Origin of the sequence: Brevundimonas staleyi (assembly GCF_041893865.1) — a bacterium.
GTDB lineage: Bacteria > Pseudomonadota > Alphaproteobacteria > Caulobacterales > Caulobacteraceae > Brevundimonas > Brevundimonas staleyi.
Genome location: NZ_CP169082.1, coordinates 570,665 through 592,852, shown reverse-complemented (window position 1 = coordinate 592,852; position 22,188 = coordinate 570,665). Strand labels below are relative to the sequence as shown.

The following is a 22,188-nucleotide window of genomic DNA, read 5'->3' as shown; positions in this document are numbered from 1 at the left end:
GATTTCACGCCCTCTGAAGCAAGCGACGCGCCGTCCGGTTGCGTGTGATCTGGGTGTGGCGAGGGGGCCACACAAGAGCCGGGCTCAGTAGATCCAAAAGACCTTGTCCTCGGGGGTCCAGCCGACGGTGACATGGTCCGTCTCGCCCGCGTCGCCAACCCAGCGATAGCGGGTGAAGGTCCCGCCGCCCGTCCCTTGCCAATGTTCGACGGGGGCGAAGACGTGGTCGCCCCGCACGCCCCAGTCGGGCGCCGTCTCTCCGCCCGAGGCGATCAGTTCGGGGGCCATCAGGGTGCGGGGCAGGTCGGCCTCGGCGCGGCCGAAGGCGCGGCGCAGGATCGCCGTGCGCGCGTCAGTCGGCAGCAGGGGCAGGCTGGCGTAGGTCGAGTTGGGCGCCAGGCCCTCGGCCATCGCCAGGCACAGCTTGTCCAGCGGCAGGTCGGTGTCGCCGTCGGTGTTGGTAACGGCCCACACCTGGATGCCCGAACCGCCGAAGGCCATCCGCTGGGACTCGAATCCCGGCACGCTGCCGGAATGGTGGTGATAGGCGGCCTGGCGGCAGGTCTCCATGAAGACGCCGCAGCCGTAGGGGGCGGCGCGACCGGTGCTCAGGCGGGCGGGCGAGAACAGCTGGCCCCGCGCGACCCCGGCCAGAAGCCCGTCGTCGGCCAGGACCACGGCCCAGGGAGCGATGTCGCGGGCGGAGAACAGGACGCCGCCGTCGGCCGCCCGGCTCATCGCGTCCTCCATCTCTTCGGCCTTGGACACACGGTCGCCGTCCAGGGTGAAGCCCTGGGCGCGGTTGGGGATGGGCTCGACGGAGGAATCGGCGCGGGCGTTCGGCATCCGCGACGGGCGGAAGATCCGGGCCGAGACATAGTCGGCGTAACTCATGCCCGACAGCCGCTCGATCAGCCAGCCGAGGACGAAGTAGTTGGTGTTGGAATAGGCCCAGGCCTCTCCGGGCTCGAAATCGCGCCCCTCGGCGACGGCGTCGAAGACCATCCGGCGCGTGACCGGCAGGGACCAGTCCTCGACCTGATCCAGATAGTCCGGCAGGCCCGAGGTCTGGTGCAGCAGGTGGGTGATCGGGGTCTGGGCCAGGACCGGCGGCAGGCCGGGGACATGGCGGCCCAGCGGATCGGCCAGGGTCAGCCGACCCGCCTGCACCAGTTGCAGCACGGCGACGGCGGTGACGAACTTTCCGTTGGAGCCGACGTGGAACAGGGTGTCGGGCGTGACCGGTCGCTTCGGCGAGCGGCGGGCGTCGCCCCAGCCGTAGAAGCCCGCGAATCGGCCGTGCAGGGAGGCCGCCACCATGCCGCCCACCGACCCGCTGTCGGCGACCAGATCGTCGAGGGCGGCGGACAGGCGGGACGGCAGGGCGGGCGGCGCGGCGTCATCGGCCCGCGCCACGCCCGGCGCCAGACCCAGTCCGGCCATCGCGGCCAGCACCATCCTGCGATCCATGATCCAAGCCCCCGCCCTGTGACGCATCAGCAGACGGCGGGCGGGAGACCGGGTCAAGAGGGCGATCAGCCGCCGGTCGGGCCGGTCGAGAAGTCGAACTGTTCCGGCTGACGACGCGGGCCGCCGCCGAAGCTCCAGCTCAGGCCGATGTAGAAGGCACGCAGGTTCAGATCCTGATTGCTGCGCTCGCGGAACAGGGGCGCCTCATAGGTGGTCGCGCCGCCGAAGGAGTTCAGGACGTCCCGGCCCGTGAACTGCAGGGACAGGGTGTCGTTGAGCTTGCGCCGATAGCCGATGTTCAGCATGCCGCCGCTCTCGCGGGTCCCTTGCGCCAAAAGCTGGTCGCCCTGCCAGAAGCCGGAGATCTGGACGAAGTCCTTGGTCGTCGGCTGCCAGTTCAGGCTGAGGCGGCCGGTGACCAGCTCGCCCTCGCGCGGAACCGCGCCCGAAATGGCGCCGGGGTCGATCTCCTGATGGAAGGCGTTGACGCTGGCATTGTAGCGGAGCGTCGGATGCAGGCGGCCGCTGGCGGTGACCTCCACCCCGACGTCGCGACGGCCGCCCAGGTTCTCCGGACGGGTCAGAAGGACGCCGCCGCCGATGTCGGTCGCCACATCGGTGAAGGCGCCGGAGGTGTCGCGGTAGTAGGCGGTGGCCTGGTAGAAATTCTGGCCCTGACGCATCTGCCACATGGCCTCGAAGCTGTCGGTCTCCTGCGGCTCTAGATCCGGGTTGCCGGAGCGGACGTTCAGCGGATCGCTGTAGGCGACGAAGGGGTTCAGCTGGTTCGGCTGGGGCCGCTGGATCCGGCGCGAATAGCTGGCGCGCATCAGCTGGGTGTCGGTCACCTGGTACTGAACGTGGGCCGTCGGATAGGCCTTGAAATAGTCCTGCGAGGCGCGGACGCCGGTGGTGACCTGATCGATCTCGATATCGGCCTGTTCCAGCCGCAGGCCGAACTGGGCCGACAGCTTCTCGCCGAACGGCCGCTCGTAGGTGGTGTAGAGGGCGTGAACCGTCTGTTCCGCCTCGAAGCGGTTGCTCAGGCCCGGAACGACGATCAGGCCGGCCTCGGTCGGGCCGCGCTGCAGGACGTTCTCCTGGTCCGGGCGGGTGATGTTCAGCTCATAGCCGGCGCGCAGCTTGGAGCCGTCGTCCATCGGCCGGGTGTAGGCGCTGGTGAAGCCGATGGTTTCCTGGCTGTTGGTGAAGCCCTGGCGCTCGAAGAAGGTCGGGGCGGTCGGCAGGGTGAAGACGTTCTCGGCGAGGGCGAGGCTCTCGTTGTCGTTGGTGTCGTAGCGCAGCTCGTTCGACCATTCGTGGCCCGACGCATCGAACTGATGCAGGACGCGGGCGGTGACGCCCCAGCCCTCGAACGAGAAGTCGCCCGCGCCGTTGCGGGTATAGGCGTTGGTCAGGGCGCCGGCGGCGTTGCGGGTCTCGAACAAGCTGATCGCGCCATTGCCCTCGACCTCGAAACTGTTGCCGCGCACCTCGGCGGTCAGCATCGTCTTGTCGGTCAGGCGATACTCGGCGGCCAGGCGGGCGAAGGCGCCCTGTTGTTCGGATTCCTGCCCCTGGCGGGAGGTGGTGGTCGAGACGACGGCGCCGGCCGGGTTCAGCTGTTCGCGGATGCGGTCGAAGGCGAACTCCTGCTGGTCGTAGCGATAGGAGGCGTCGCCCGTCAGGGTCAGGCGGTCCTCCTGCCACGTTCCGCCCGCGCCGATGTTCCAGCGGCCGTTGTCGCCGACGTTGGCGCGGATCGAGCCGGTGCGGGTGATCTGGGCCGGGGCGCCGGGCTGGCCGTTGGCGGCGCTCGGGGTCGGCTTGGAGATCAGGTTGATGACGCCGCCCGACCCCTCGGGGCTATAGGCGGCGGACGGGTTGGTCATGACCTCGATACGGGCGTAGCGGTCGGCCGGGATCTGCAGGATCACGTCGCCCCGGTTCTGACCCGACAGGATGGCCGAGGGGCGGCCGTCGACCAGGATGGTGACATTGCCGTCGCCGCGCAGGGTGACGTTCCCTTGCGGGTCCACATCGACCGAGGGGACGTTCCGAAGCGCATCGGCCAGGGTGCCGGTCGTGGCCTGAAGGTCGTCGGCCAGGCTGTAGCTGATCGAGTCGATCGAGGTGCGGATGTCGTTGCGGCGGGCCGTGACGGTGACGTCGCCGACGGCGGTCTCCTGTTCGGCCTCTTCCTCCTGAACCGGTTCGGCCGGAGCGGGCGTCTGGGCCTGGGGCGCGGGGCGAGACGCCGGGGCGGGCGTCGTCGCGGTCTGGGCCAGGGCGACGGCCGGGACGGCGGTCATCGCCGCGCCGGTCAGGAGGAGCAGTTTGAAGGCGTTCATGCCGCGTGATCCGGGGAGGGGCGGCGAGGATCGCGCCCGTCAAGGTCGCTTGACTAGCAGGCGTCGCCTTACATCCGAAAGTTACATCGAATCCATGTGATTACAGCTTCGACAGGTTCGCCTTGGTTTCGCCCCGCCGTCGCCCGGAAGCGGTCGTCGTCCGTCGGCGGCTTGACCGTGGGAGTGACCGCGCTAGCGTCGCCGCCGTTGTTCCGGAGACTGTCCATGTCGCTTCGCCTGACCCGCCGTTCCGCCCTGTTCGCAACCGGGGCGGCCACCCTGCCGGTGCAGGCTTTCGCGCAAGCCGCCGCGAACGACGACGCCGGTCTGGCCGAGGCGATCGACGCCTATGTGACGGCGGCCATGGCGGCCTGGCCCGATCAGCCGGCGCTGGGCGTCGCCGTGGTCAAGGACGGGCGCGAGGTGCTGACGCGCGGATACGGCGTCAGGGAGATGGGAAGGCCGGACCGGGCGGACGAGAACACCCTGTTCGCCATCGCGTCCAACTCCAAGAACGTCACCGCCGCCGCCCTGGCCATGCTGGTCGACGAGGGCAAGGTGAAGTGGGACGAGCCGGTGAAGACCTATCTGCCGGGCTTCACCCTGTCGGACCCCTATATCGGCGAGCACATCACGGTGCGCGATACGCTGAGCCACCGGGCGGGCTTTGGTCTCGGCGCCGGTGATCTGCTGTTCTGGCCGAACTCGAACCGGACGCGGGCGGACGTGCTGGCCCAGGTCCCGTTCGTGCCGATCGAGGACGGGTTCCGGGCCAACTACCACTACTGCAACCTGATGTTCGTGGTGGCCGGGGCGGTGATCGAGGCCGTGTCGGGCATGACGTGGGAAGCCTTCGTCCAGACGCGGATCTTCGACCGTCTGGGCATGAGCGAAAGCGTCCCCATGGCCAGTCTGGCGGATCCGGCCAAGTCCGCCCTGCCCCACGCGCGGGTCGGGCCGCCGCTGCGCTATCAGGGGGAGATGACCAAGATTTCCGACAGCATCGTCGGCATCTGGAACTGGGATTCGGCCGCCGCCGCCGGAGGCATCTGCGCCTCGCCGGCGGACTGGGCGAAATGGATGATCCTGCGCCTCAACATGGGCGCACTGGCGGACGGGAGCCGGCTCTACACCGAGGCGCGGGCCAACGAGATGTGGCGTCCGAACGTGGTCATCTCCGGCACGCCGGGGCCGACGGCGGAACTGCCGGGCCGGGCCATCGCCTCGACCTACGCCATGGGCCATCAGGTCCAGGACTATCGCGGCGAACGGATCGTCAGCCACGGCGGCGGCTCGCCTGGCGGCAACTCCTTCACCGTCTTGATCCCCGGCCGGAAGGCGGGGGTGTCTGTCTTCTCCAACGCCGAGGAGAATTTCCTGCTGCGGACGCTCAGGAGCGGCCTGGTCGACATTCTCATGGGCAAGCAGGGCTTCGACTGGATCGCTGACTCCAAGAAGCTGGAGGCCGACGGGATCGAGGAATCGCTGAAGGCCGCGCGCGAGATCGACGAAAAACAGGCGGCGGGCGCCCCGCCGTCCGTGCCGCTCTCGGCCTTCGTCGGGACGTGGCGCGACCCCTGGTACGGCGACATCGTCATCGAGGCGCGGGGCCGGGGTCTGTGGCTGAGCTTCACCCACAACGCCGCGCTTCAGGGGCCGCTGGAGCCCTATGACGGCGACATGCTGCGCACCCGCTTCCCCGACAAGCGCGAGGAGGACGCCTTCGTGACCTTCGAAATGGAGAACGGCCGGCCGGTCCGCGCCACGGTCAAGGGCGTCAGCCCCGACATCGACTTCAGCTACGACTACCAGGACCTGAGGCTGACGAAGGTTTGAGGCACAGCGTCTCCTCCCCGTGCGCAGCATGGGGAGGTGGCAGCGAGCCCTTCGCGAGCTGACGGAGGGGGCGACCGGGTCTCGACGAGCGAGCACCGCGAGCCCTTACTTCAGCATCACCTCGCCCCCTCCGTCACGGCGCAGAAGACGCGCCGCGCCACCTCCCCATTCGCCAAGCGGCGAACGGGGAGGAGACACGTTATCGCCTCGGATCCAGCAGAACCCCCGACACGGTCGCGGCCAGTATCCGCGCCGCGAACGGCAACCGCGCCAGCTTGCCCAGCACATGGTCGCGCACCCAGGGCAGGGCTTGGCCGTCGGCCTGGTAGAAGGGGGTGAAGGCCATCGACAGGGCTTGATAGAGGCGGACATGCCAGCGGCGGATGCGGGCGTAGGCGTCGAGCGCCTCGTCCAGCTCGGCGTGGGTGGCGAGGGCCTCGGCGAGGACGAAGGCGTCGAGCAGGCCCATGTTCACCCCCTGCCCCAGCTGGGGCCTGGTCGAATGTGCGGCGTCGCCGACGACGGCCAGACGGTCGGCGACAGGCAGGCGCAGGGTGTGGTGGCCGTAGCGGGCCAGGGTCAGGGCCTCGACGTTCGGGATGGTGTCCAGAAGGCCCGAGATCTGGGGCCAGAGATCGCGCACCTCGGCCTTCCACCGTTCCATTCCGGCGCGGAGCCAGTATTCGTGGTCGGCGGGCTTCAGGCTCCAGAAGAAGGTGGCGAGGCGGTCGGGGCTGGCCGGCCGGGCGCCGACGGGCAGGACGCCGATCATGCGGGACGCGCCGCGATAGACCTGTTCCAGAGCCGACGGATCGAAGGGTTCGCCGGGCCAGGGCACGGTGGCCCAGACGGCGCCCCACTCCAGCTCGTGACGACGGCCGCCCTGCTTAGCCAACAGGTCGCGAGCGATGGGCGAACGGGCGCCGGACGCATCGACGATCAAGTCGAAGGCGGGGCCGATCCCGCCGTTCACGTCGGTCAGACGGCCGTCCGAGGCCGAGGCGATCTCTCGGCTGGTCTGGAACGCGACGCCTTCGGCGAGACACGCGTCGTAGAGGACCTGAAAGATCGAGGCGCGGTGGACGCCCAGTGCATTGACGCCGTCGGGGCGGGGCGACTTCAGGTCGGCGTATTTGACGTCCAGCACGATGCGCCGACGACGCGCCTCGCGGCCGAACAGATGGTTCAGCGGCTGGCCGAGCGCCTTGACCCGATCCGTCAGGCCGAGGTGGTCGAGGACCGACAGGCCCGTCGGCTGAAGCATGAAGCCCGCGCCGATGGGGCGGGGTTCGTCGAACCGTTCGTGGACCACGACCTGGCGGCCCTGACGCCTCAGCATCAGGGCGAGCGCGAGCCCGGTCGGGCCGGCCCCGACGACGGCGACGGTCTGGGGCACCCTAGTTCGGGACCAGTTCGATCAGGTCGAGGTTGGACTCGTTCTGGGGCCAGGGCAGGACGAGGCGCCAGCGCGCGTCGCCGATCCGCTCCAGCACCGCGACGAGGTCCCGGTCCGGACGCTGGCCGTAGGAGTTGGCGGGCGGCTCGGCGGCCAGGGCCATGGAGCCCAGCATGACCATCTCGCGCGGGGTCTCGGGGAAGAGGAGGCCGGACGGACGCTGGGAGCCGGCGGTCTTGGAGAATTTCAGGCCGTTCGGCGTCTGTTCGATACGGCACTGGAACCAGTCGTAGACGACGAAGCCGAGGCCGGTCTCGCCGCCTTGCGAACCCAGTTTGACGGTGCGGCAGCGATACAGCCCGGGCGGGGGTGCGACGTTGTTTCGCGCCGCGTCCGGTTCGACCAGGTCGCCCAAGGAGCCCAGATCGCCCGAACCGGGCTGACGTCGCGCCTGCTCCAGCGCCAGTCGCCAGGCGGCGTCGCGGCGGGCGTAGCGGTCCCTGTCTGTGGCGGTGACGATGCTGCGCCAGTCGCGCAGGACCGGGGCACCGGGCCCCGAGGGCGGCGGAGGCGGGGGCGGCGGCGTTGAGGCGCAGGCCGCGAGCAGAAGGACGGTCGAAAGGGCGAGGAGGCGCATGGCCGCAAGGGGCCTCAGCGCCGGCCTGTCGTCAAGCTAGACGATCATCACCGTGCCGAGCAGGAGCTTGGCGCCCCGCTGGCCGAGGATGATGTTGGTGGCCGACTGCAGCTGCAGCGCCAGCCGCTCGACGTTCGGCACCCCGCCGGGCAGCAGGGTGTTGGCTTCGCGCTGAACCAGGATGTTGAACACGGCTCGCATGCGCGGCTGGGACTGTTCGGCGCGCAGCTTGAGCGCGGCGGTGGGGGCGTCGACGCCCGTCTCCACCGTCATGACGCCTCGCCGACCGTCGGGACGGATCGTGGTGGCCGTGACCGTGGGATAGCGGACATAGCCCCCGGCCGTGCCCCCGCCTCCACCACCGCCGCCACCGGCCAGGGCGGGCGTTGCGACGAGCGCGAGAGGGGCGATCAGAAGGGCGCGACGTTTCATGGCCGCCCTTGTGGCACAGCGTCGGTTAAGGGCGGGTTTGCGCTGCCTCGCCCCTAGTCCTGGCGATAGATCCGGCCGTCGCGCATGACGAAACCCACCGATTTCAGGACCGTCACGTCGGTCAGGGGATCGCCCTGAACCGCGATCAGGTCGGCGCGCTTGCCGGGCTCGAGCGAGCCGACTTCGGTCGAGAGCCCCAGAAGGTCGGCGGCGTTGACGGTGGCGGCCTGGATCGCCGCCATGGGGGTCATGCCGTGCTGGACCATCAACTCGAACTCGTCGGCGTTGCGGCCATGGAGCGAAACGCCCGCGTCGGTGCCGAAGGCGATGCGGACGCCCGCCGGATAGGCCGCTTCCAGCGACCGGCCCGTGATCTCGATCCGCCAAAGGATCTTGGGCAGGACCTCAGGCGGATAGGCGTTGGGATCGGCGGCCAGGCGGGTGCGATAGCCGTTCACCGTCGACAGGGTCGGGACGTAATAGGCGCCCGACTGGCGGAACAGGCGGATCGTGCTTTCATCGAAGATGGTGCCGTGCTCGATCGAGTCCGCCCCGAGCCGCAGCGCCAGGTCGATGCCGTCGGCGCCGTGGGCGTGGACGGCGACCTTCTTGCCATAGAGGTGCGCCGTCTCGATCAGGGCGCGCGCCTCGTCCTCGAACATCTGTGCGCCGAGGCCTGCGCCGATACGGCTGTTCACCCCGGCGGTGGTGGCGATCTTGATGACGTCGGCGCCGCGCCCGACCTGGATGCGGACGGCCTCGCGGCAGCTTTCGACGCCGTTGCAGACATTGTCCGGCTCGCCCATCAGCTCGCGCCATTCGTCCGACAGGCTGAGGCGCGGGTCCATGTGTCCCGAGGTGGTGGAGATGGAGGTGGCGGCGTCGACGATGCGGGGGCCGGCGATCTCGTGCCGCGCCGTGGCGTTCCGGAGCGCCAGGGTCACCCCGCCGCTGTCGCCCAGGTTCCTGACCGTGGTGAAGCCCGCCATCAGGGTGTCGCGGGCGTTGCCGGCCGCCTCATAGGCGCGGGCCGGCAGGCTGTCGGTGAAGTCGGCGAGGAAGCCCGCCTGTCCGGCGCGGTCGCTCGTCAGATGGACGTGGCTGTCGATCAGTCCGGGCAGGACGAAGCGATCGCGCAGGTCCACGACCGTCGCGCCGGGGAAGGTCTCGGGACCGACGAAGCCGTCCTGGACCGCCTCGACCATGCCGTCGCGGATGACGACGGTGGAGGCGCCGCGCGGCGCGCTGCCCGGACGATCCAGCAGATGGCCCGCCTGGACCAGGGTGACGGCTCCCGCCACGGGCGCGGTGGTCCCATCCTGGGCCTTCGCCACGCCCGCCGTCAGCAGGGCGACCACGGCCGCCGCGATCACAGACTTCATCATTCACTCCCCCGATTTTGGGAGGAGTTTAGGCATGGGCCGGACGGAAGGGGAATGGGGTCAGCCGAACCGGCGACGCGACGCCCAGGACGGTTCGTCGAAATGGGTGGCCTGGGCGACCGCGATCAGAGGCTGATCCTCCGCGTCGTCCTGACGCCTCTCGGCGACGACGATGTCGCCCGGCTGGAAGCTCCAGGTCTCATCCTCGGGCACCGTCTGGTCGGCGATCTGGTAGGTGGCCTCGCCCAGGCGACGCGCATCGACCGGACGCCAAACGTCCGTTCCCTCGTCCAGCAGACGGACGAAGACGGTCGCGCGCTCAGCAGATGAAGCCATCGCCGCCGACATGGATCACGTCTCCCGAGACATCCTCGATCACGACCGATCGGCCCGTCTCGGGATGAATATAGCGCGTCGCGGCCCGTCCTGTCTCGTGACTGACGGCGAGGTGACGGTCACCACGTTCGCGAGCCTCGTTGATCTGTTCCAGCGTCCAACCGCGTGCGGCCATCTGGCGGGCCAGTCTTTGCGGCGTCTTCACCATGGGCGGGACGTCTAGCTCCGGTAATCCCCGTTGATCTCGATATAGCCCTTGGTCAGGTCGCAGGTCCAAACCGTGGCCGAGGCGCGGCCCGAGCCTACGTCGACGGTGATGTCGATCTCCGGCTTCTTCATATAGGCGCTCATCTTGGCCTCGTCGTAGTGGGGCGAGATGGCGCCCTCGACGGCGGCGACGTGGGGGCCGAACTTGATGGCCAGGTGGTCGCGGTCGACCGGCTCCTCGGTCTTGCCGACGGCCATGACGATCCGGCCCCAGTTGGCGTCCTCGCCGGCGATGGCGGTCTTGACCAGGGGGCTGTCCGCGATGGACTTGGCGAGCTTGCGGGCCGAGGCCGGGCTGGAAGCGCCGTCCACGGTGATGCGGACGAATTTCGACGCCCCCTCCCCGTCGCGGACCAGCTGATGTGCGAGGTCCAGCATGACCTTGTCCAGGGCGGCCGAGAAGTCCTTCAGACGGCGGTCGCCGACCCGGCCGATGCGTGGGGCTCCGGAGGTTCCGGTGGCGAACAGCAGGCAGGTGTCGTTGGTCGAGGTGTCGCCGTCCACCGTGACCGAGTTGAACGTCGTGCGGACATGCAGGCCCAGAAGGGCGCGCAGCACGGTCGGGTGGATGTTGGCGTCGGTGACGATGAAGCCCAGCATGGTCGCCATGTCCGGCGCGATCATGCCCGAGCCCTTGGCGATGCCGGCGATGCGGACCTTGAAGCCCTCGATCGTGGTCTCGGCGTAGGCCCCCTTGGGGAAGGTGTCCGTCGTCATGATGCCGCGACCGGCGGCGGCCCACTGTTCGGTCGGCGGGACGTCGGAATCGAGCTTGGTCTCCACCTCATGCAGCTTGGCCGCGATCTTCTTGTCGTCCAGCAGGACGCCGATCACCCCGGTGGAGGCCAGCATCACGTCGCGCTGGCGACAGCCGAAGCGCTTGGCGACCTCCGAGGCCGTGCGGCGGGCCGCGTCGGCTCCGGCCTTGCCGGTGAAGGCGTTGGCGCAGCCGGCGTTGACCACCAGGGCCCGCACATCCATCCCGCCGCCGGGCGCATCCAGATGGCGACGGCACCAGTCCACCGGGGCCGAGCCGACCTTGTGGCGGGTGAATACCCCGGCGCAGGTCGTGCCGCGCGCGAAGCGGAAGATCGTCAGGTCGTCCCGCTCATGTTTATAGAAACCGGCGCGGGCGGTGGTGATCTCCACCCCGCCGATGGGCGGAATGGTCGGGAAGGGCATGGCCAGGGGCGACACCTTCAGGCCCGGTTTACCCGGAGCGGCCGGGGCCGGAGCCTTGGCCGCCTTCGCGGGCGGCTGGGCCGGCTGGGTCGCGCGCTTGATGGCGCTGGTCAGAGGATCGAAGGCCTTCTCGATGGCGTGTTCGATGGCCTTGCCGGTCGAACCGGACTTCTTGTCGTTGCTCACTGGGCGGCGGCTTTCGCAGGCGTGGCGGCCGGAGCCGGGGTCGCGACCGGAGGCGCGGCGGGAGCGGGGGCGGTGGTGGTCGGGGCCGTCGGCGTCGGGCTGGGCGCCGCGCGGGCCGGGGCGGCCGAGGCCGGTTCCTGGGGCGCGCCGCTTTCGGCGGCCAGCAGCACGTCGACCTTGGCCTTGCCGCGCAGTTCCTCCAGCAGCTGACGCACGCCTTCATAAGTCAGGTAGCGCACGATCTGGGGCCGGGCCTGATCCAGGGTCGGCGGACTTTCGCGACGGCGATCCTCGACCCGCAGGACGGCCCAGCCGCCCTCGGTCTGGAACGGGCCCACGGTCGAACCGGCCGCGGCGGTCCGCAGCGCATTGGCGTAGGCCTGGGGCATGACGTCGGCCGTCGAATAGCCGAGGTCGCCGCCCGAGAACCGGGTCGCCTCGTCGATGGACCGCTCCTGGGCCACGGCCTCGAAGCTCGCGCCCTGGGCCAGAATGCCGATGACGGCGTCGGCCTCGGGCTTCGTCCGCGACAGGATCAGGCGGACGCGGATCTCTTCAGAGGTGCGGGCGAGGCGCAACTGCTCCTGATAGAGGGTCTGGACGGCCTGATCCGAGATCGCGCCGTTGACGACGTTCTCCACCAGCATGTCGCCCAGGATCCGCTCGCGCGTCGCCTCAAGCCGCCGCTGGGCCAGGGCGGAGTTGTCCAGGCCCCGGCGTTCGGCCTCGCGGGCCAGAAGTTTCTGGTCGATAACCTCGTCCAGCACCCGGCGGAACAGGTCCGAGGTGACGTCCAGAGGCTCTCCCTCGCCGATCAGGCCTTGCGCCACGGCCTCGCGTTTGACGTCCGAGGCCCAGATGGTCTGGTCCTGCACCTTGGCCACCGCGCGATCGCCCGGTTCGGGCGCGCTGTCGGAGCCGCCGCCGCGTCCGCAGGCCGCCAGAACGAGCACCAGGGCCAGGCTGAGGAAAACCAAAGGGTTGCGCGAATGTCGCATCGGACGCTCCGTGCCGCTTGAGGGGGTCCAAACGCCAGGCTGCAAGGCCCCTCGCGTTGACAGGGGTATGGCCGGTGCTTAAGTCCCGCCTGCGCCCAAGTCGAGGGGTTTTCGCTTCGTTGCGCGGCCTGTTGCGCCGCCTCGTCCGGTAGCCTCTCTCGCGGCGTCCACCGCCGCCCCCTCAAGGGCAGACCCCAGAGCTCTAGACCGCTCGATCGCTACCGGATCGCCCATGCTCGGCTTCGCCAAGAAACTCTTCGGCTCCTCCAACGACCGCAAGGTCAAGGATTTCATGGGGCGGGTCCAGAAGATCAACGCCCTCGAACCCAAATACGCGGCCCTGTCGGACGACGAGTTGCGGATGATGACCCAGACGTTCAAGGACCGGATCGCCGCGGGCGAGACGCTCGACAAGATCATGAACGACGCCTTCGCCGTCGCGCGTGAAGCGTCCAAGCGGGTCCTGGGCCAGCGCCAGTACGACGTGCAGCTGACCGGCGGCATGATCCTGCACGACGGCGGCATCGCCGAGATGCGGACGGGTGAAGGCAAGACCCTGGTCGCCATCGCCCCGGCCTATCTGAACGCCCTGACGGGCAAGGGCGTCCACGTCATCACCGTGAACGACTACCTGGCCCGCCGCGACGCCGAATGGATGGGTCGCGTCTATCGCTTCCTGGGTCTGGAAGTCGGCGTGATCGTCAACGGCCTGTCGCCGGGCCAGCGCCAGGCCTCTTACGCCGCCGACATCACCTACGGCACCAACAACGAGTTCGGCTTCGACTATCTGCGCGACAACCTGGTCTACGACCGGCGCGAGATGGTCCAGCGTCCGCACCATTTCGCCATCGTCGACGAGGTCGACTCCATTCTGATCGACGAGGCGCGCACGCCTCTGATCATCTCCGGCCCGACCGAGGATCGCTCCGAGCTCTACAAGATCGTGGATGTCCTGATCAAAGAGCTGATCAAGGATCCGTCCACCTACGATCTGGATGAGAAGCAGCGCCAGGCCCTGCTGACCGAGGAAGGCTCCGAACAGGTCGAACGACTGCTGGAAGAGGGCGGCCACTTCGCCGAGGACACGACGGGTCTGTACGACGCCGCCAACATCTCCCTGGTTCACCACGTCAACCAGGCCCTGCGCGCCAACACCCTCTACACCAAGGACAAGGACTACATCATCAAGGCCGGCGAGGTCGTGCTGATCGATGAGTTCACCGGCCGCATGATGACCGGCCGCCGCCTGTCCGAGGGCCTCCACCAGGCCATCGAGGCCAAGGAGGACGTCAAGATCCAGCCCGAGAACCAGACCCTGGCCTCGGTCACGATCCAGAACTATTTCCGCCTCTACGAGAAGCTGTCCGGCATGACCGGCACCGCCGCGACCGAGGCCCAGGAATTCCTCGACATCTACAAGATGGACGTCCTGGAAGTGCCGACCAACCGTCCGGTCCAGCGCATCGACTATGACGACGAGGTCTATCGGACCTACGCCGAGAAGAACCAGGCGATCGCCAAGCAGATCGCCGAATGCCACGTGAAGGGTCAGCCGATCCTGGTCGGCACGGTGTCGATCGAGAAGTCGGAACAGCTGTCGGACCTGCTGCGGACCTACACCTATCAGGTCGAGGTCGAGCGCACCCTGAAACCGGAATGGGTCGGCAAGGAGAAGGAGGCCGCCAAACAGGGCGACGCCGCCTACGACATCAAGGTCAAGACCGGTCGCGGCATCCCGCACAACGTCCTGAACGCCCGCCAGCACGAGCAGGAGGCCTTCATCGTGGCCGACGCCGGCCTACCGGGCGCGGTGACCATCGCCACCAACATGGCCGGCCGCGGCACCGACATCCAGCTGGGCGGCAACATCGAGATGCGGATGGACAAGTGGCGCCAGGAGCAGCGCAACATGGCCGTCGCCGTCAGCCCCGAGGACGAGGCCCTCAAGGAAGCCGAGTTCAAGACCGACATCTCCGCGCAGAAGGCCATCGCGCTTGCCGCCGGCGGTCTGTTCGTCCTGGGCACCGAGCGCCATGAAAGCCGCCGGATCGACAACCAGCTCCGCGGCCGGACGGGCCGTCAGGGCGACCCGGGCACGTCGAAATTCTACCTGTCCTGCGAGGACGACCTGCTGCGCATCTTCGCCGGCGATCGTCTGGACGCCATCATGCGCCAGTTCGGCGTGGCCGAGGGCGAGGCGATTTCGCACCCCTGGCTGAACCGCGCCGTCGAGACCGCCCAGAAGCGCGTCGAGACCCGCAACTACGACATCCGCAAGAACCTGCTGAAGTACGACGACGTCGTGAACGACCAGCGCAAGGCCGTGTTCGAGCAGCGCCAGGAATTCATGGACTCCGACGACCTCTCGGAACTGGTCGGCGAGTTCCGCACCGATGTGGTCTCCGACCTGGTCGAACGCTTCATGCCGCCCAAGGCCTATGCCGAGCAGTGGGACATCGCCGGCCTGGACGAGAAGGTGAAGTCCACCCTGGGTCTGGACCTGCCGCTGCACGACTGGGCCGCCGAAGAAGGCGTGTCGAACGAGGAGGTCGAGGAACGCATCCAGGCCGCCGCCGACGCACGCGCCGCCGAGCGCCTGGAACAGCTGGGCGAGGGCCAGATGCGCGGCCTCGAGAAGCAGTTCCTGATGCAGATGATCGACATGCAGTGGCGCGAGCACCTGGTGCACCTCGACCACCTGCGCGGCGTCATCGGCCTGCGTGGCTACGGCCAGCGCGATCCGCTGAACGAATACAAGACCGAAGCCTTCTCGCTGTTCGAGACCCTGCTGCACGAGCTGCGCCACAATGTGACCCGCTGGCTGATGACGGTGGAGTTCCGCTTCGAGGCGCCCCCGCCCATGGAAATGCCCGAGTTCCGGGAAATCCACCTGAACCCCGGCACGGGCGCCAACGAGATGGCCGATCCGATGTCGCAGAACCCGGAAGGTCAGGTGACGGGCGACGACCGTTCGCGCCTGCCGGTCGAGCTCCTGCCCGCCGGCTGGGAACGCACCCCCCGCAACGCCGACTGCCCCTGCAACTCGGGCCGCAAGTTCAAGCACTGCCACGGGGCGCTGGTCTGATAGCGGCTCTGTGGTAGTCTTCGCCCAGCGAGGACTGCAATGGGCAAGCACGAGACCATCACGGCCGAGATCGACGAAGACATCTACGCGGATGTCGAAGCCGCCGTGGCCGCGGGTGAGTTTGCTTCGGTCGCCGAAGCGCTCGCGGTGATTGTCGGTGAATGGTCGGCCGAGCGCCGATCCGAAGAGGCCCGTACGGAGACGCCCGAATTCATCGCCTACGCCAAGGCGATGATCGAGGAGTCTCGACGCGACCCCCGACCGAACATTCCGGCCGACGTCGTGTTCGCGGAGCTTCGTGCGCGATACTCGGATCCCGCGTGAAGGTCGAACTGTCGGCGGAGGCCCTGACGGACATCCAGGGTATCGCCGACTTCATCGCGCGGGACAGTCGCCGGGCAGCGTTCGACTATGTCGAGCGGATCGAGCAGCGCTGTCGCGCCCTGCGCCGAATGCCCCAGCGCTTTCCGATCGCATTCAGGCTTGATCCGCCGGTCCGCCAGCGCACGTTGGGACGCCACTACATCTTCTATTCGGTACAGCCAGATCACGTCTTGATCGAACGCGTTCTGGAAGCCTCGCGAGACATTTCCGCAGCGATGTTCAGACGATGACGCCCTCGTACAAACCCCTCTTCTCCCGCGCCCTCGGCCTCGACCCGGAGCGGCTGCATTTCGCGGCCCACAGCCATCATCTGTGGCCGGACGCCTCCTTCGACGGGCAGGTGCGGGCCTGGGTGGAGGCGAACCATTTCGCCGACCGGAAATGGGACCTCGTGTTCGGCGAGGTCATTCCCGAGGCGCAGAAACACGTCGCGGAGGAGCTGGGCCTGCCGGACCCGGACACCGTGGTCTTCGCGCCCAACACCCATGACTTCCTGGTGCGGATCGTGTCGGGCTGGGAGACCAAGCCGGTCCGCATCCTGACCACCGACGGCGAGTTCCACTCCTTCCGCCGCCAGGCCGAACGCTGGGAAGAGTCGGGCGAGATCGTCGCCACCCGCGTGCCGCTGGAGCCGTTCAACACCTTCGATGAACGGTTCACGGCGGCGGCCGAGGCCGGCGGCCACGACATCATCCTGGTCAGCCAGGTCTTCTTCCGGACGGGTCGGGCCATCGGCTGCATCGACGCTCTGGCCGCTCTGGCGAAGCCCGAGGGGCCGTGGGTGGTGATCGACGGCTATCACGGTTTCATGGCCACGCCGACGGACCTGTCCAAGGTTCACGACCGGATCTTCTATCTGGCGGGCGGGTACAAATACGCCATGACGGGCGAAGGAGCCTGTTTCCTGCACGGGCCGCCGGGGTTCTGCGAGCGGCCTGTCGTGACCGGCTGGTTCGCCGAGTTCGGCAATCTGTCCGGCCCGCCCGGCGGGGTGCAGTACCGCGAGGACGGTGGCCGGTTCTGGGGCGCGACCTTCGACAGCTCGGGCCTCTATCGCTTCAACGCGGTGCGGCGGATGCTGGAGGACGAGGGGCTGACCACGGCGGACGTCTCCGCCCACGCCGACCGGCTGCGGACCCGGTTCGAACAGGCCCTGGCGGCGGGCGCGTGCGGCGGTCTGGACGCGGCCGAGGTGCTGAACCCCATCGGGTCCGGCGAAGGCCCCCACGCACGGTTCCTGGCGCTGCGCCACCCGGACGCCCAGAGCTGGAAGGCGCGGCTGCTGGAGGCCCAGATCGTCACCGACGTGCGCGACGACACGATCCGCTTCGGTTTCGGCCTCTATCAGTCGGACGAGGACGTCGAACGGTTGATCGCCGTCTGCAAACGCCTGTTCTAACCGGCCTCAGAAGAAGGTCGTGTCTTCCTGCTGCGTCGGCTGGGGCGGCGCCACCGGCTGGGACGGCGCGCGCGGCGTGGCCGGCCGCGACGGCGTCGTGGAAGGCGCGGCGCCGGGCTGGGTCGCGCCCGAGGCCGGCGGGATGGCCTGACCGGCGGGCGGAATGGGGCCCAGGCTCGGATAGGGCAGGCTCTCTGGCGTGCCGTCGCCAGACACGGGCTGTCCCGGCGGGATGGCGGGCCCCGTCTCCGGCACGGGCGAAGGCGCCACAGCGTCCGGCGCCGAGAAGTCGTCGCGGATGAAGGCCCAGGAGCGGCTGTCGGCGCAGGCGCAGACCTTCATGAACCCGTCGCGGTCGCGCCAGATGACCAGCGGATAGCCGGTCGGGGCGCCCGCATCGCGCAGCAGGTCGTTCAGCCGGGTCGTGAACTGGCGGCTGGCCTCGACCACGGCCGAGCGAGCCAGATTGCCGTCGGCAGCCGGGATGCCCGCCGCCGTCCAGTTGCGCGACGGGGTCGCCGTCCAGCGCTCATAGAGGCTCCAGTCGCGGCTCAGCCACAGCTCGGCCACCGTGGCGCGCTCGGCCGGGGTCGACTGGACCTGACCCTCGCGGTCGGCGCGGGCGAAGACGATGGAGCGCAGTTCGACGCCCCCGGCGCGCAGCTTTTCGGCCTCCTCGCGCTCGTAGCGCTGGGTGGAGGCTGAGTCGCGATAGCCGATGACATAGAGAGGTTCGCCCCCGCCGCCGCCCGAGACCCACGACGCCTCGTCCAGCAGCCGCTGGATCTCCGCCTGGTTGCGGCTGATCGTGACCGGCTGGAAGCGGGCGTAGAAGTTCCAGTAGGCCCAGTATCCGGCCCCCGCGAGGGCCAGGCCGATGACCACGGCGAGGGCGGACCAGATCAGAAATCGACGCATGCGGGTGAGCGCTCCAGCTTCAGCATATCGACAGCTTAACGCTTAACACCGAATTGCGTCGCCTCGAACACCGGTCGCGGGAATGGAGCGCACTGTCTCCTCCCCGCGCCGCAGGCGTGGGGAGGAGATGAGCGAGCCTCACCCCATGGTCGGGATGACGAAGGAGCTGTCGGCGTGCTCCAGGTCGCTGTCCGGCCAACGGGCGGTGACCGTCTTGACCTTGGTCCAGAACTTCACGCCTTCCATGCCGTGCTGGTTGGTGTCGCCGAAGGCCGAGCGCTTCCAGCCGCCGAAGGTGTGATAGGCGACCGGCACCGGGATCGGCACATTGATGCCGACCATGCCGACGTTGACGCGGGCGGCGAAGTCGCGGGCCGCGCGGCCGTTCTGGGTGAAGATGGCGACGCCGTTGCCGTACTGGTGCTTCGACGGCAGCGACAGGGCCTCCTCGAAGGAGGCGGCGCGGACGATCTGCAGCACGGGGCCGAAGATCTCTTCCTTGTAGCTCTCCATGTCCGGGGTGACGTTGTCGAACAGGGACGGGCCGACGAAGTATCCCTTCTCGTGGCCCTGAAGCGTGAAGCCGCGACCGTCGACGACCAGTTCGGCGCCGTCCTTGACGCCCTGGTCGATCCAGCCTTCGACGCGGGCCTTGTGCTGGGCGGTGACGACCGGGCCGTAGTGGGCGCCCGCGTCGGTCGAGACGCCGACCCGCAGGGTGTCGATCTCGGCGACCATCCGCTCGCGCAGTTCGTCGGCGGTCTTCTTTCCGACCGGAACGACGACCGGCAGGGCCATGCAGCGCTCGCCGGCCGAACCGAAGGCGGCGCCGGCAAGGTCCTTGATGACCTGGTCCATGTCGGCGTCGGGCAGGACGATGCCGTGGTTCTTGGCGCCGCCCATGGCCTGGACGCGCTTATTGTTGGCCGCGCCCGTCTGATAGACATAGTGGGCGATGTCGGAGGAGCCGACGAAGCTGACGGCGTGGATCTGGGGGTGGGTCAGGATGGCGTCGACCGCCGCCTTGTCGCCGTGGACGACGTTCAGGACGCCCTTGGGCGCCCCCGCCTCCATCATCAGCTCGGCCAGACGCACCGGCACCGACGGATCACGCTCCGAGGGCTTCAGGATGAAGGTGTTGCCCACCGCGATGGCCACGCCGAACATCCACATCGGGATCATGGCCGGGAAGTTGAACGGGGTGATGCCCGACACGACGCCCAGCGGCTGGCGCATCGAATAGACGTCGATGCCGGGGCCGGCGCCCCAGGTGTATTCGCCCTTCAGCGCATGGGGGATGCCGCAGGCGAACTCGATGACCTCGAGGCCCCGCTGGATGTCGCCCTTGGAGTCGGCGACGACCTTGCCGTGCTCGGAGCTGAGCAGTTCGGCCAGCTCGTTCATGTTCGCCTCGACCAGGCGTTTGAACTCGAACATGACGCGGGCGCGGCGCTGCGGATTGGTGGAGGACCAGCCCTCGAAGGCGTTCTGGGCGGCCTGGACCGCGCGATCCATCTCCTCGACCGAGGCCAGCTGCACCCGGGCCTGGACCTCTCCGGTGTTCGGATTGAACACGTCGGCGAAACGGCCGGAGGTCCCGGTGAAGGACGCGCCGTCGATGAAATGGTGGATGTCGCGCATGGTCGGTTCCTCGGTGTTCTCGTTGGGCGGCGGTTTAGCGCGGGACGACGGACGGCGAAACCTTTCCCTCCCGCTGGAGGCGGTCGGCGGATCCGAACTGGCCCGACATGAAAAAGGCCGGAGCGGTCCGCTCCGGCCTCTCTCGTTTCAGGCGCGACCCGTTACCAGATCCGGACCCGCTCGTCCGGGGTCAGGTAGTAGTGCTGGCCGGGCTGGACGTCGAAGGCGTCGTACCAGGCGTCCACGTTGCGCAGCGGGCCGATGACCCGGAACTCGGACGGGGAGTGCGGGTCCGTCGCGATCTGGTTCTTCAGGGCGTCGTCGCGATACTTCGCCTGCCAGACCTGGGCCCAGCCGAGGAAGAAGCGCTGGTCGCCGGTGAAGCCGTCCAGAACCGGAGCCTCGGCCCCGTTCAGCGACAGGTGATAGGCCTCCAGGCCCACCGCCACGCCGGACGCGTCGCCGATGTTCTCGCCCATGGTCAGGGCGCCGTTCACATGGTGGCCGGCGATCGGCTCATAGCTGTCGTACTGGGCACCCAGGCGGGCGGTCAGGGCGTTGAAGGCGGTCGCATCGGCCGGGGTCCACCAGTCGCGCAGCACGCCGTTTCCGTCCGACTTGCGGCCCTGGTCGTCGAAGCCGTGACCGATCTCGTGACCGATCACCGCGCCGATGCCGCCGTAGTTGATCGCCGCGTCGGCGTTCGGATCGAAGAAGGGCGGCTGCAGGATCGCGGCCGGGAAGACGATCTCGTTGTTGGTGGAGTTGTAGTAGGCGTTCACCGTCTGGGGCGTCATGCCCCACTCGGTCTTGTCGACCGGCTGGTTCAGGCGGGCCAGCTGGTACTCCCACTGGAAGCGGCCGGCCCGTTCGCCGTTGCCGAACAGGTCGTCGGCGCGGATGTCCAGGGCCGAATAGTCGCGCCACTTGTTGGGGTAGGCGATCTTGACGGTGAAGGCGTTCAGCTTGGCCTGGGCCGCCGCCTTGGTCTCGGGGCTCATCCAGGCATAGCCCTCGATGCGATGCGACAGGGCGGTGCGCAGGTTGGCGACCAGCTGCTCCATCTGGGTCTTGGACTCGGCCGGGAAGTATTCGGCGACATAGAGCCGGCCCACGGCCTCGCCCAGGGCGCCGTCGGCGAAGCTGATGCCCCGCTTGTCGCGGCTGCGCTGTTCCAGGGCGCCGGACAGTTCGCGCGAGCGGAACGACCACTGGGCGTCCGAGAAGCGTTGCGACAGGCGCGGCGCGGCGGCGTCCACGGTGCGGAAAGCCTGCCAGGCCTGAAGCGTCTCGACCGGGGTCTCGGCGAAGATGGCCGCGATCTTGGGCAGGGCGGTGTTCTGGCGCACGATCACGCGCGGCACGTCGCCCAGCCGGGCCGCGCCGTAGTAGCCGGCCCAGTCGAAGCCGGGGGCCTCGGCGGCCAGTTGCTGGATCGTGTATTCGTTATAGGTGCGGTCGCGGTCGCGGCTCTCGGCCGGGGTCCAGTGGGCCTGGGCGATCTTGTCTTCCATGGCCACGATGGCGGCGGCGCTGCCTGTCGGATCGTTCCAGCCGATCATCTCCAGCATCTGGGCGATGTAGAGCTGATACTTGGCCTTCTTGTCCGCGAAACGCTCGGACAGATAGTAGTCGCGGTTGGGCAGGCCGAGGCCCGACTGGCTGGTCGAGACGACGTAGCGATCCGGCGACTTCTGGTCGGTCGTGATGCCGGTGCCGAAGAAGGACGAACCCAGGGCGCCGATCGTCTGGCCCATATAGGCGGCCATGGCCTCATGGGTGTTCGCCGCACGGATGGCGGTCAGGTAGGGCTGCAGCGGCTGGGCGTCCAGCGCCTCGATGCGGGCCGTGTCCATATAGGAGCGATAGGCGTCGGCGATCTTCTGCTCGTCGGAGCCGGCGGCCAGGTCGGTGCGGGCGGTCAGTTCGTCGACCAGGGCCTTGACCCGGTTGTCCGACAGTTCGCGCAGCAGGCCGAAGGAGATGCCGTAGTTGGAACGGTCCGCCGGGATCACCGTGCGGTCCAGGGCCGCGCCGTTGGCGAAGCGGTTGAAATTGTCGCCCGGCAGGACCGACCGGTCCATGCCCGTCAGGTCGAAGCCCCAGGTCCCGTAGTGGGGCGTCTCCACGCCCTTGTAGCCGGTGAAGGCCTCGTCGCCGGTCTGGAAGATCGACTGGATCGTGCAGGTCTCGTCGATGCAGCCGTGGTCGTGATCCTGGGCGAGGGCGGCGGCGGGCAGAAGGAGGGCCGCCGTGGCGGCGCCGATAAGCAGAGACTTCATGTGGGG

At 68.7% G+C, this 22,188-nt stretch carries 18 protein-coding genes; 5 read left to right on the top strand and 13 right to left on the bottom strand.

The window, feature by feature from the left end; all coding sequences use genetic code 11:
* Positions 1-84: 84 nt before the first annotated feature.
* Entirely contained in the window at positions 85-1,470 is a 1,386-nt protein-coding gene (locus ACETK8_RS02995) for a serine hydrolase domain-containing protein (protein ID WP_374038040.1), read from the bottom strand.
* Positions 1,471-1,535: 65 nt separating this feature from the next.
* Positions 1,536-3,821: a TonB-dependent receptor domain-containing protein gene (locus tag ACETK8_RS02990; protein WP_374038039.1), complete on the bottom strand. Its 2,286-nt coding sequence runs from the start codon at positions 3,819-3,821 to the stop codon at positions 1,536-1,538.
* Between the two features lie 225 nt (positions 3,822-4,046).
* On the opposite strand from ACETK8_RS02990, the gene ACETK8_RS02985 reads away from it, so the two are divergent.
* Positions 4,047-5,657 carry a serine hydrolase gene (locus ACETK8_RS02985; RefSeq protein ID WP_374038038.1) on the top strand — a complete coding sequence of 537 codons (1,611 nt, stop codon included), beginning with the start codon at positions 4,047-4,049 and terminating at the stop codon, positions 5,655-5,657.
* Between the two features lie 199 nt (positions 5,658-5,856).
* On the opposite strand, the gene ACETK8_RS02980 is transcribed toward ACETK8_RS02985, so the two are convergent.
* From ACETK8_RS02980 to ACETK8_RS02945, 8 genes are read right to left on the bottom strand one after another with little or no spacing between them, the layout of a single operon-like run.
* Positions 5,857-7,053 (bottom strand): FAD-dependent oxidoreductase, encoded by a 1,197-nt coding sequence (locus ACETK8_RS02980; protein ID WP_374038037.1) that lies wholly within the window; start codon positions 7,051-7,053, stop codon positions 5,857-5,859.
* A 1-nt stretch (position 7,054) separates the two neighbouring features.
* Positions 7,055-7,690, bottom strand: a complete 636-nt coding sequence (locus tag ACETK8_RS02975) for a DUF4893 domain-containing protein (RefSeq protein WP_374038036.1) — start codon at positions 7,688-7,690, stop codon at positions 7,055-7,057.
* 36 nt (positions 7,691-7,726) lie between these two features.
* Entirely contained in the window at positions 7,727-8,122 is a 396-nt protein-coding gene (locus tag ACETK8_RS02970) for a Tat pathway signal protein (protein WP_374038035.1), read from the bottom strand.
* Positions 8,123-8,175: 53 nt separating this feature from the next.
* Positions 8,176-9,504 carry a metal-dependent hydrolase family protein gene (locus ACETK8_RS02965; RefSeq protein ID WP_374038034.1) on the bottom strand — a complete coding sequence of 443 codons (1,329 nt, stop codon included), beginning with the start codon at positions 9,502-9,504 and terminating at the stop codon, positions 8,176-8,178.
* Between the two features lie 60 nt (positions 9,505-9,564).
* Positions 9,565-9,840, bottom strand: coding sequence for a hypothetical protein (locus ACETK8_RS02960; RefSeq protein ID WP_374038033.1), 276 nt, complete (start codon positions 9,838-9,840; stop codon positions 9,565-9,567).
* Complete coding sequence (locus ACETK8_RS02955) at positions 9,824-10,048, bottom strand: hypothetical protein (protein WP_374038032.1); 225 nt, start codon at positions 10,046-10,048, stop codon at positions 9,824-9,826. The genes ACETK8_RS02960 and ACETK8_RS02955 overlap by 17 nt, the downstream gene beginning before the upstream one ends.
* Before the next feature lie 11 nt (positions 10,049-10,059).
* Complete coding sequence (gene argJ / locus ACETK8_RS02950) at positions 10,060-11,475, bottom strand: bifunctional glutamate N-acetyltransferase/amino-acid acetyltransferase ArgJ (RefSeq protein ID WP_374038031.1); 1,416 nt, start codon at positions 11,473-11,475, stop codon at positions 10,060-10,062.
* On the bottom strand, positions 11,472-12,473 hold the full coding sequence (locus ACETK8_RS02945) for a peptidyl-prolyl cis-trans isomerase (RefSeq protein ID WP_374038030.1): 1,002 nt from the start codon (positions 12,471-12,473) through the stop codon (positions 11,472-11,474). Before ACETK8_RS02945 ends, argJ begins: the two co-directional genes overlap by 4 nt.
* Before the next feature lie 232 nt (positions 12,474-12,705).
* Between ACETK8_RS02945 and secA the strand changes: the two genes are divergently transcribed.
* From secA to ACETK8_RS02925, 4 genes are read left to right on the top strand one after another with little or no spacing between them, the layout of a single operon-like run.
* Complete coding sequence (gene secA / locus ACETK8_RS02940) at positions 12,706-15,558, top strand: preprotein translocase subunit SecA (protein WP_374038029.1); 2,853 nt, start codon at positions 12,706-12,708, stop codon at positions 15,556-15,558.
* Between the two features lie 39 nt (positions 15,559-15,597).
* Positions 15,598-15,882: a hypothetical protein gene (locus tag ACETK8_RS02935; protein ID WP_374038028.1), complete on the top strand. Its 285-nt coding sequence runs from the start codon at positions 15,598-15,600 to the stop codon at positions 15,880-15,882.
* Complete coding sequence (locus tag ACETK8_RS02930) at positions 15,879-16,172, top strand: type II toxin-antitoxin system RelE/ParE family toxin (protein WP_374038027.1); 294 nt, start codon at positions 15,879-15,881, stop codon at positions 16,170-16,172. The genes ACETK8_RS02935 and ACETK8_RS02930 overlap by 4 nt, the downstream gene beginning before the upstream one ends.
* The gene (locus tag ACETK8_RS02925) at positions 16,169-17,341 is read left to right on the top strand and encodes an aminotransferase class V-fold PLP-dependent enzyme (RefSeq protein WP_374038026.1); all 1,173 of its coding nucleotides are present in this window, start codon (positions 16,169-16,171) and stop codon (positions 17,339-17,341) included. The genes ACETK8_RS02930 and ACETK8_RS02925 overlap by 4 nt, the downstream gene beginning before the upstream one ends.
* Before the next feature lie 6 nt (positions 17,342-17,347).
* On the opposite strand, the gene ACETK8_RS02920 is transcribed toward ACETK8_RS02925, so the two are convergent.
* The 3 genes from ACETK8_RS02920 to ACETK8_RS02910 all read right to left on the bottom strand — a co-directional run bounded on the left by ACETK8_RS02920 (position 17,348) and on the right by ACETK8_RS02910 (position 22,182).
* The gene (locus ACETK8_RS02920) at positions 17,348-18,259 is read right to left on the bottom strand and encodes a hypothetical protein (RefSeq protein WP_374038025.1); all 912 of its coding nucleotides are present in this window, start codon (positions 18,257-18,259) and stop codon (positions 17,348-17,350) included.
* Between the two features lie 138 nt (positions 18,260-18,397).
* Positions 18,398-19,900, bottom strand: coding sequence for a CoA-acylating methylmalonate-semialdehyde dehydrogenase (locus ACETK8_RS02915; protein WP_374038024.1), 1,503 nt, complete (start codon positions 19,898-19,900; stop codon positions 18,398-18,400).
* A 161-nt stretch (positions 19,901-20,061) separates the two neighbouring features.
* Positions 20,062-22,182, bottom strand: a complete 2,121-nt coding sequence (locus ACETK8_RS02910; RefSeq protein WP_374038023.1) for a M13 family metallopeptidase — start codon at positions 22,180-22,182, stop codon at positions 20,062-20,064.
* Positions 22,183-22,188: the final 6 nt, after the last annotated feature.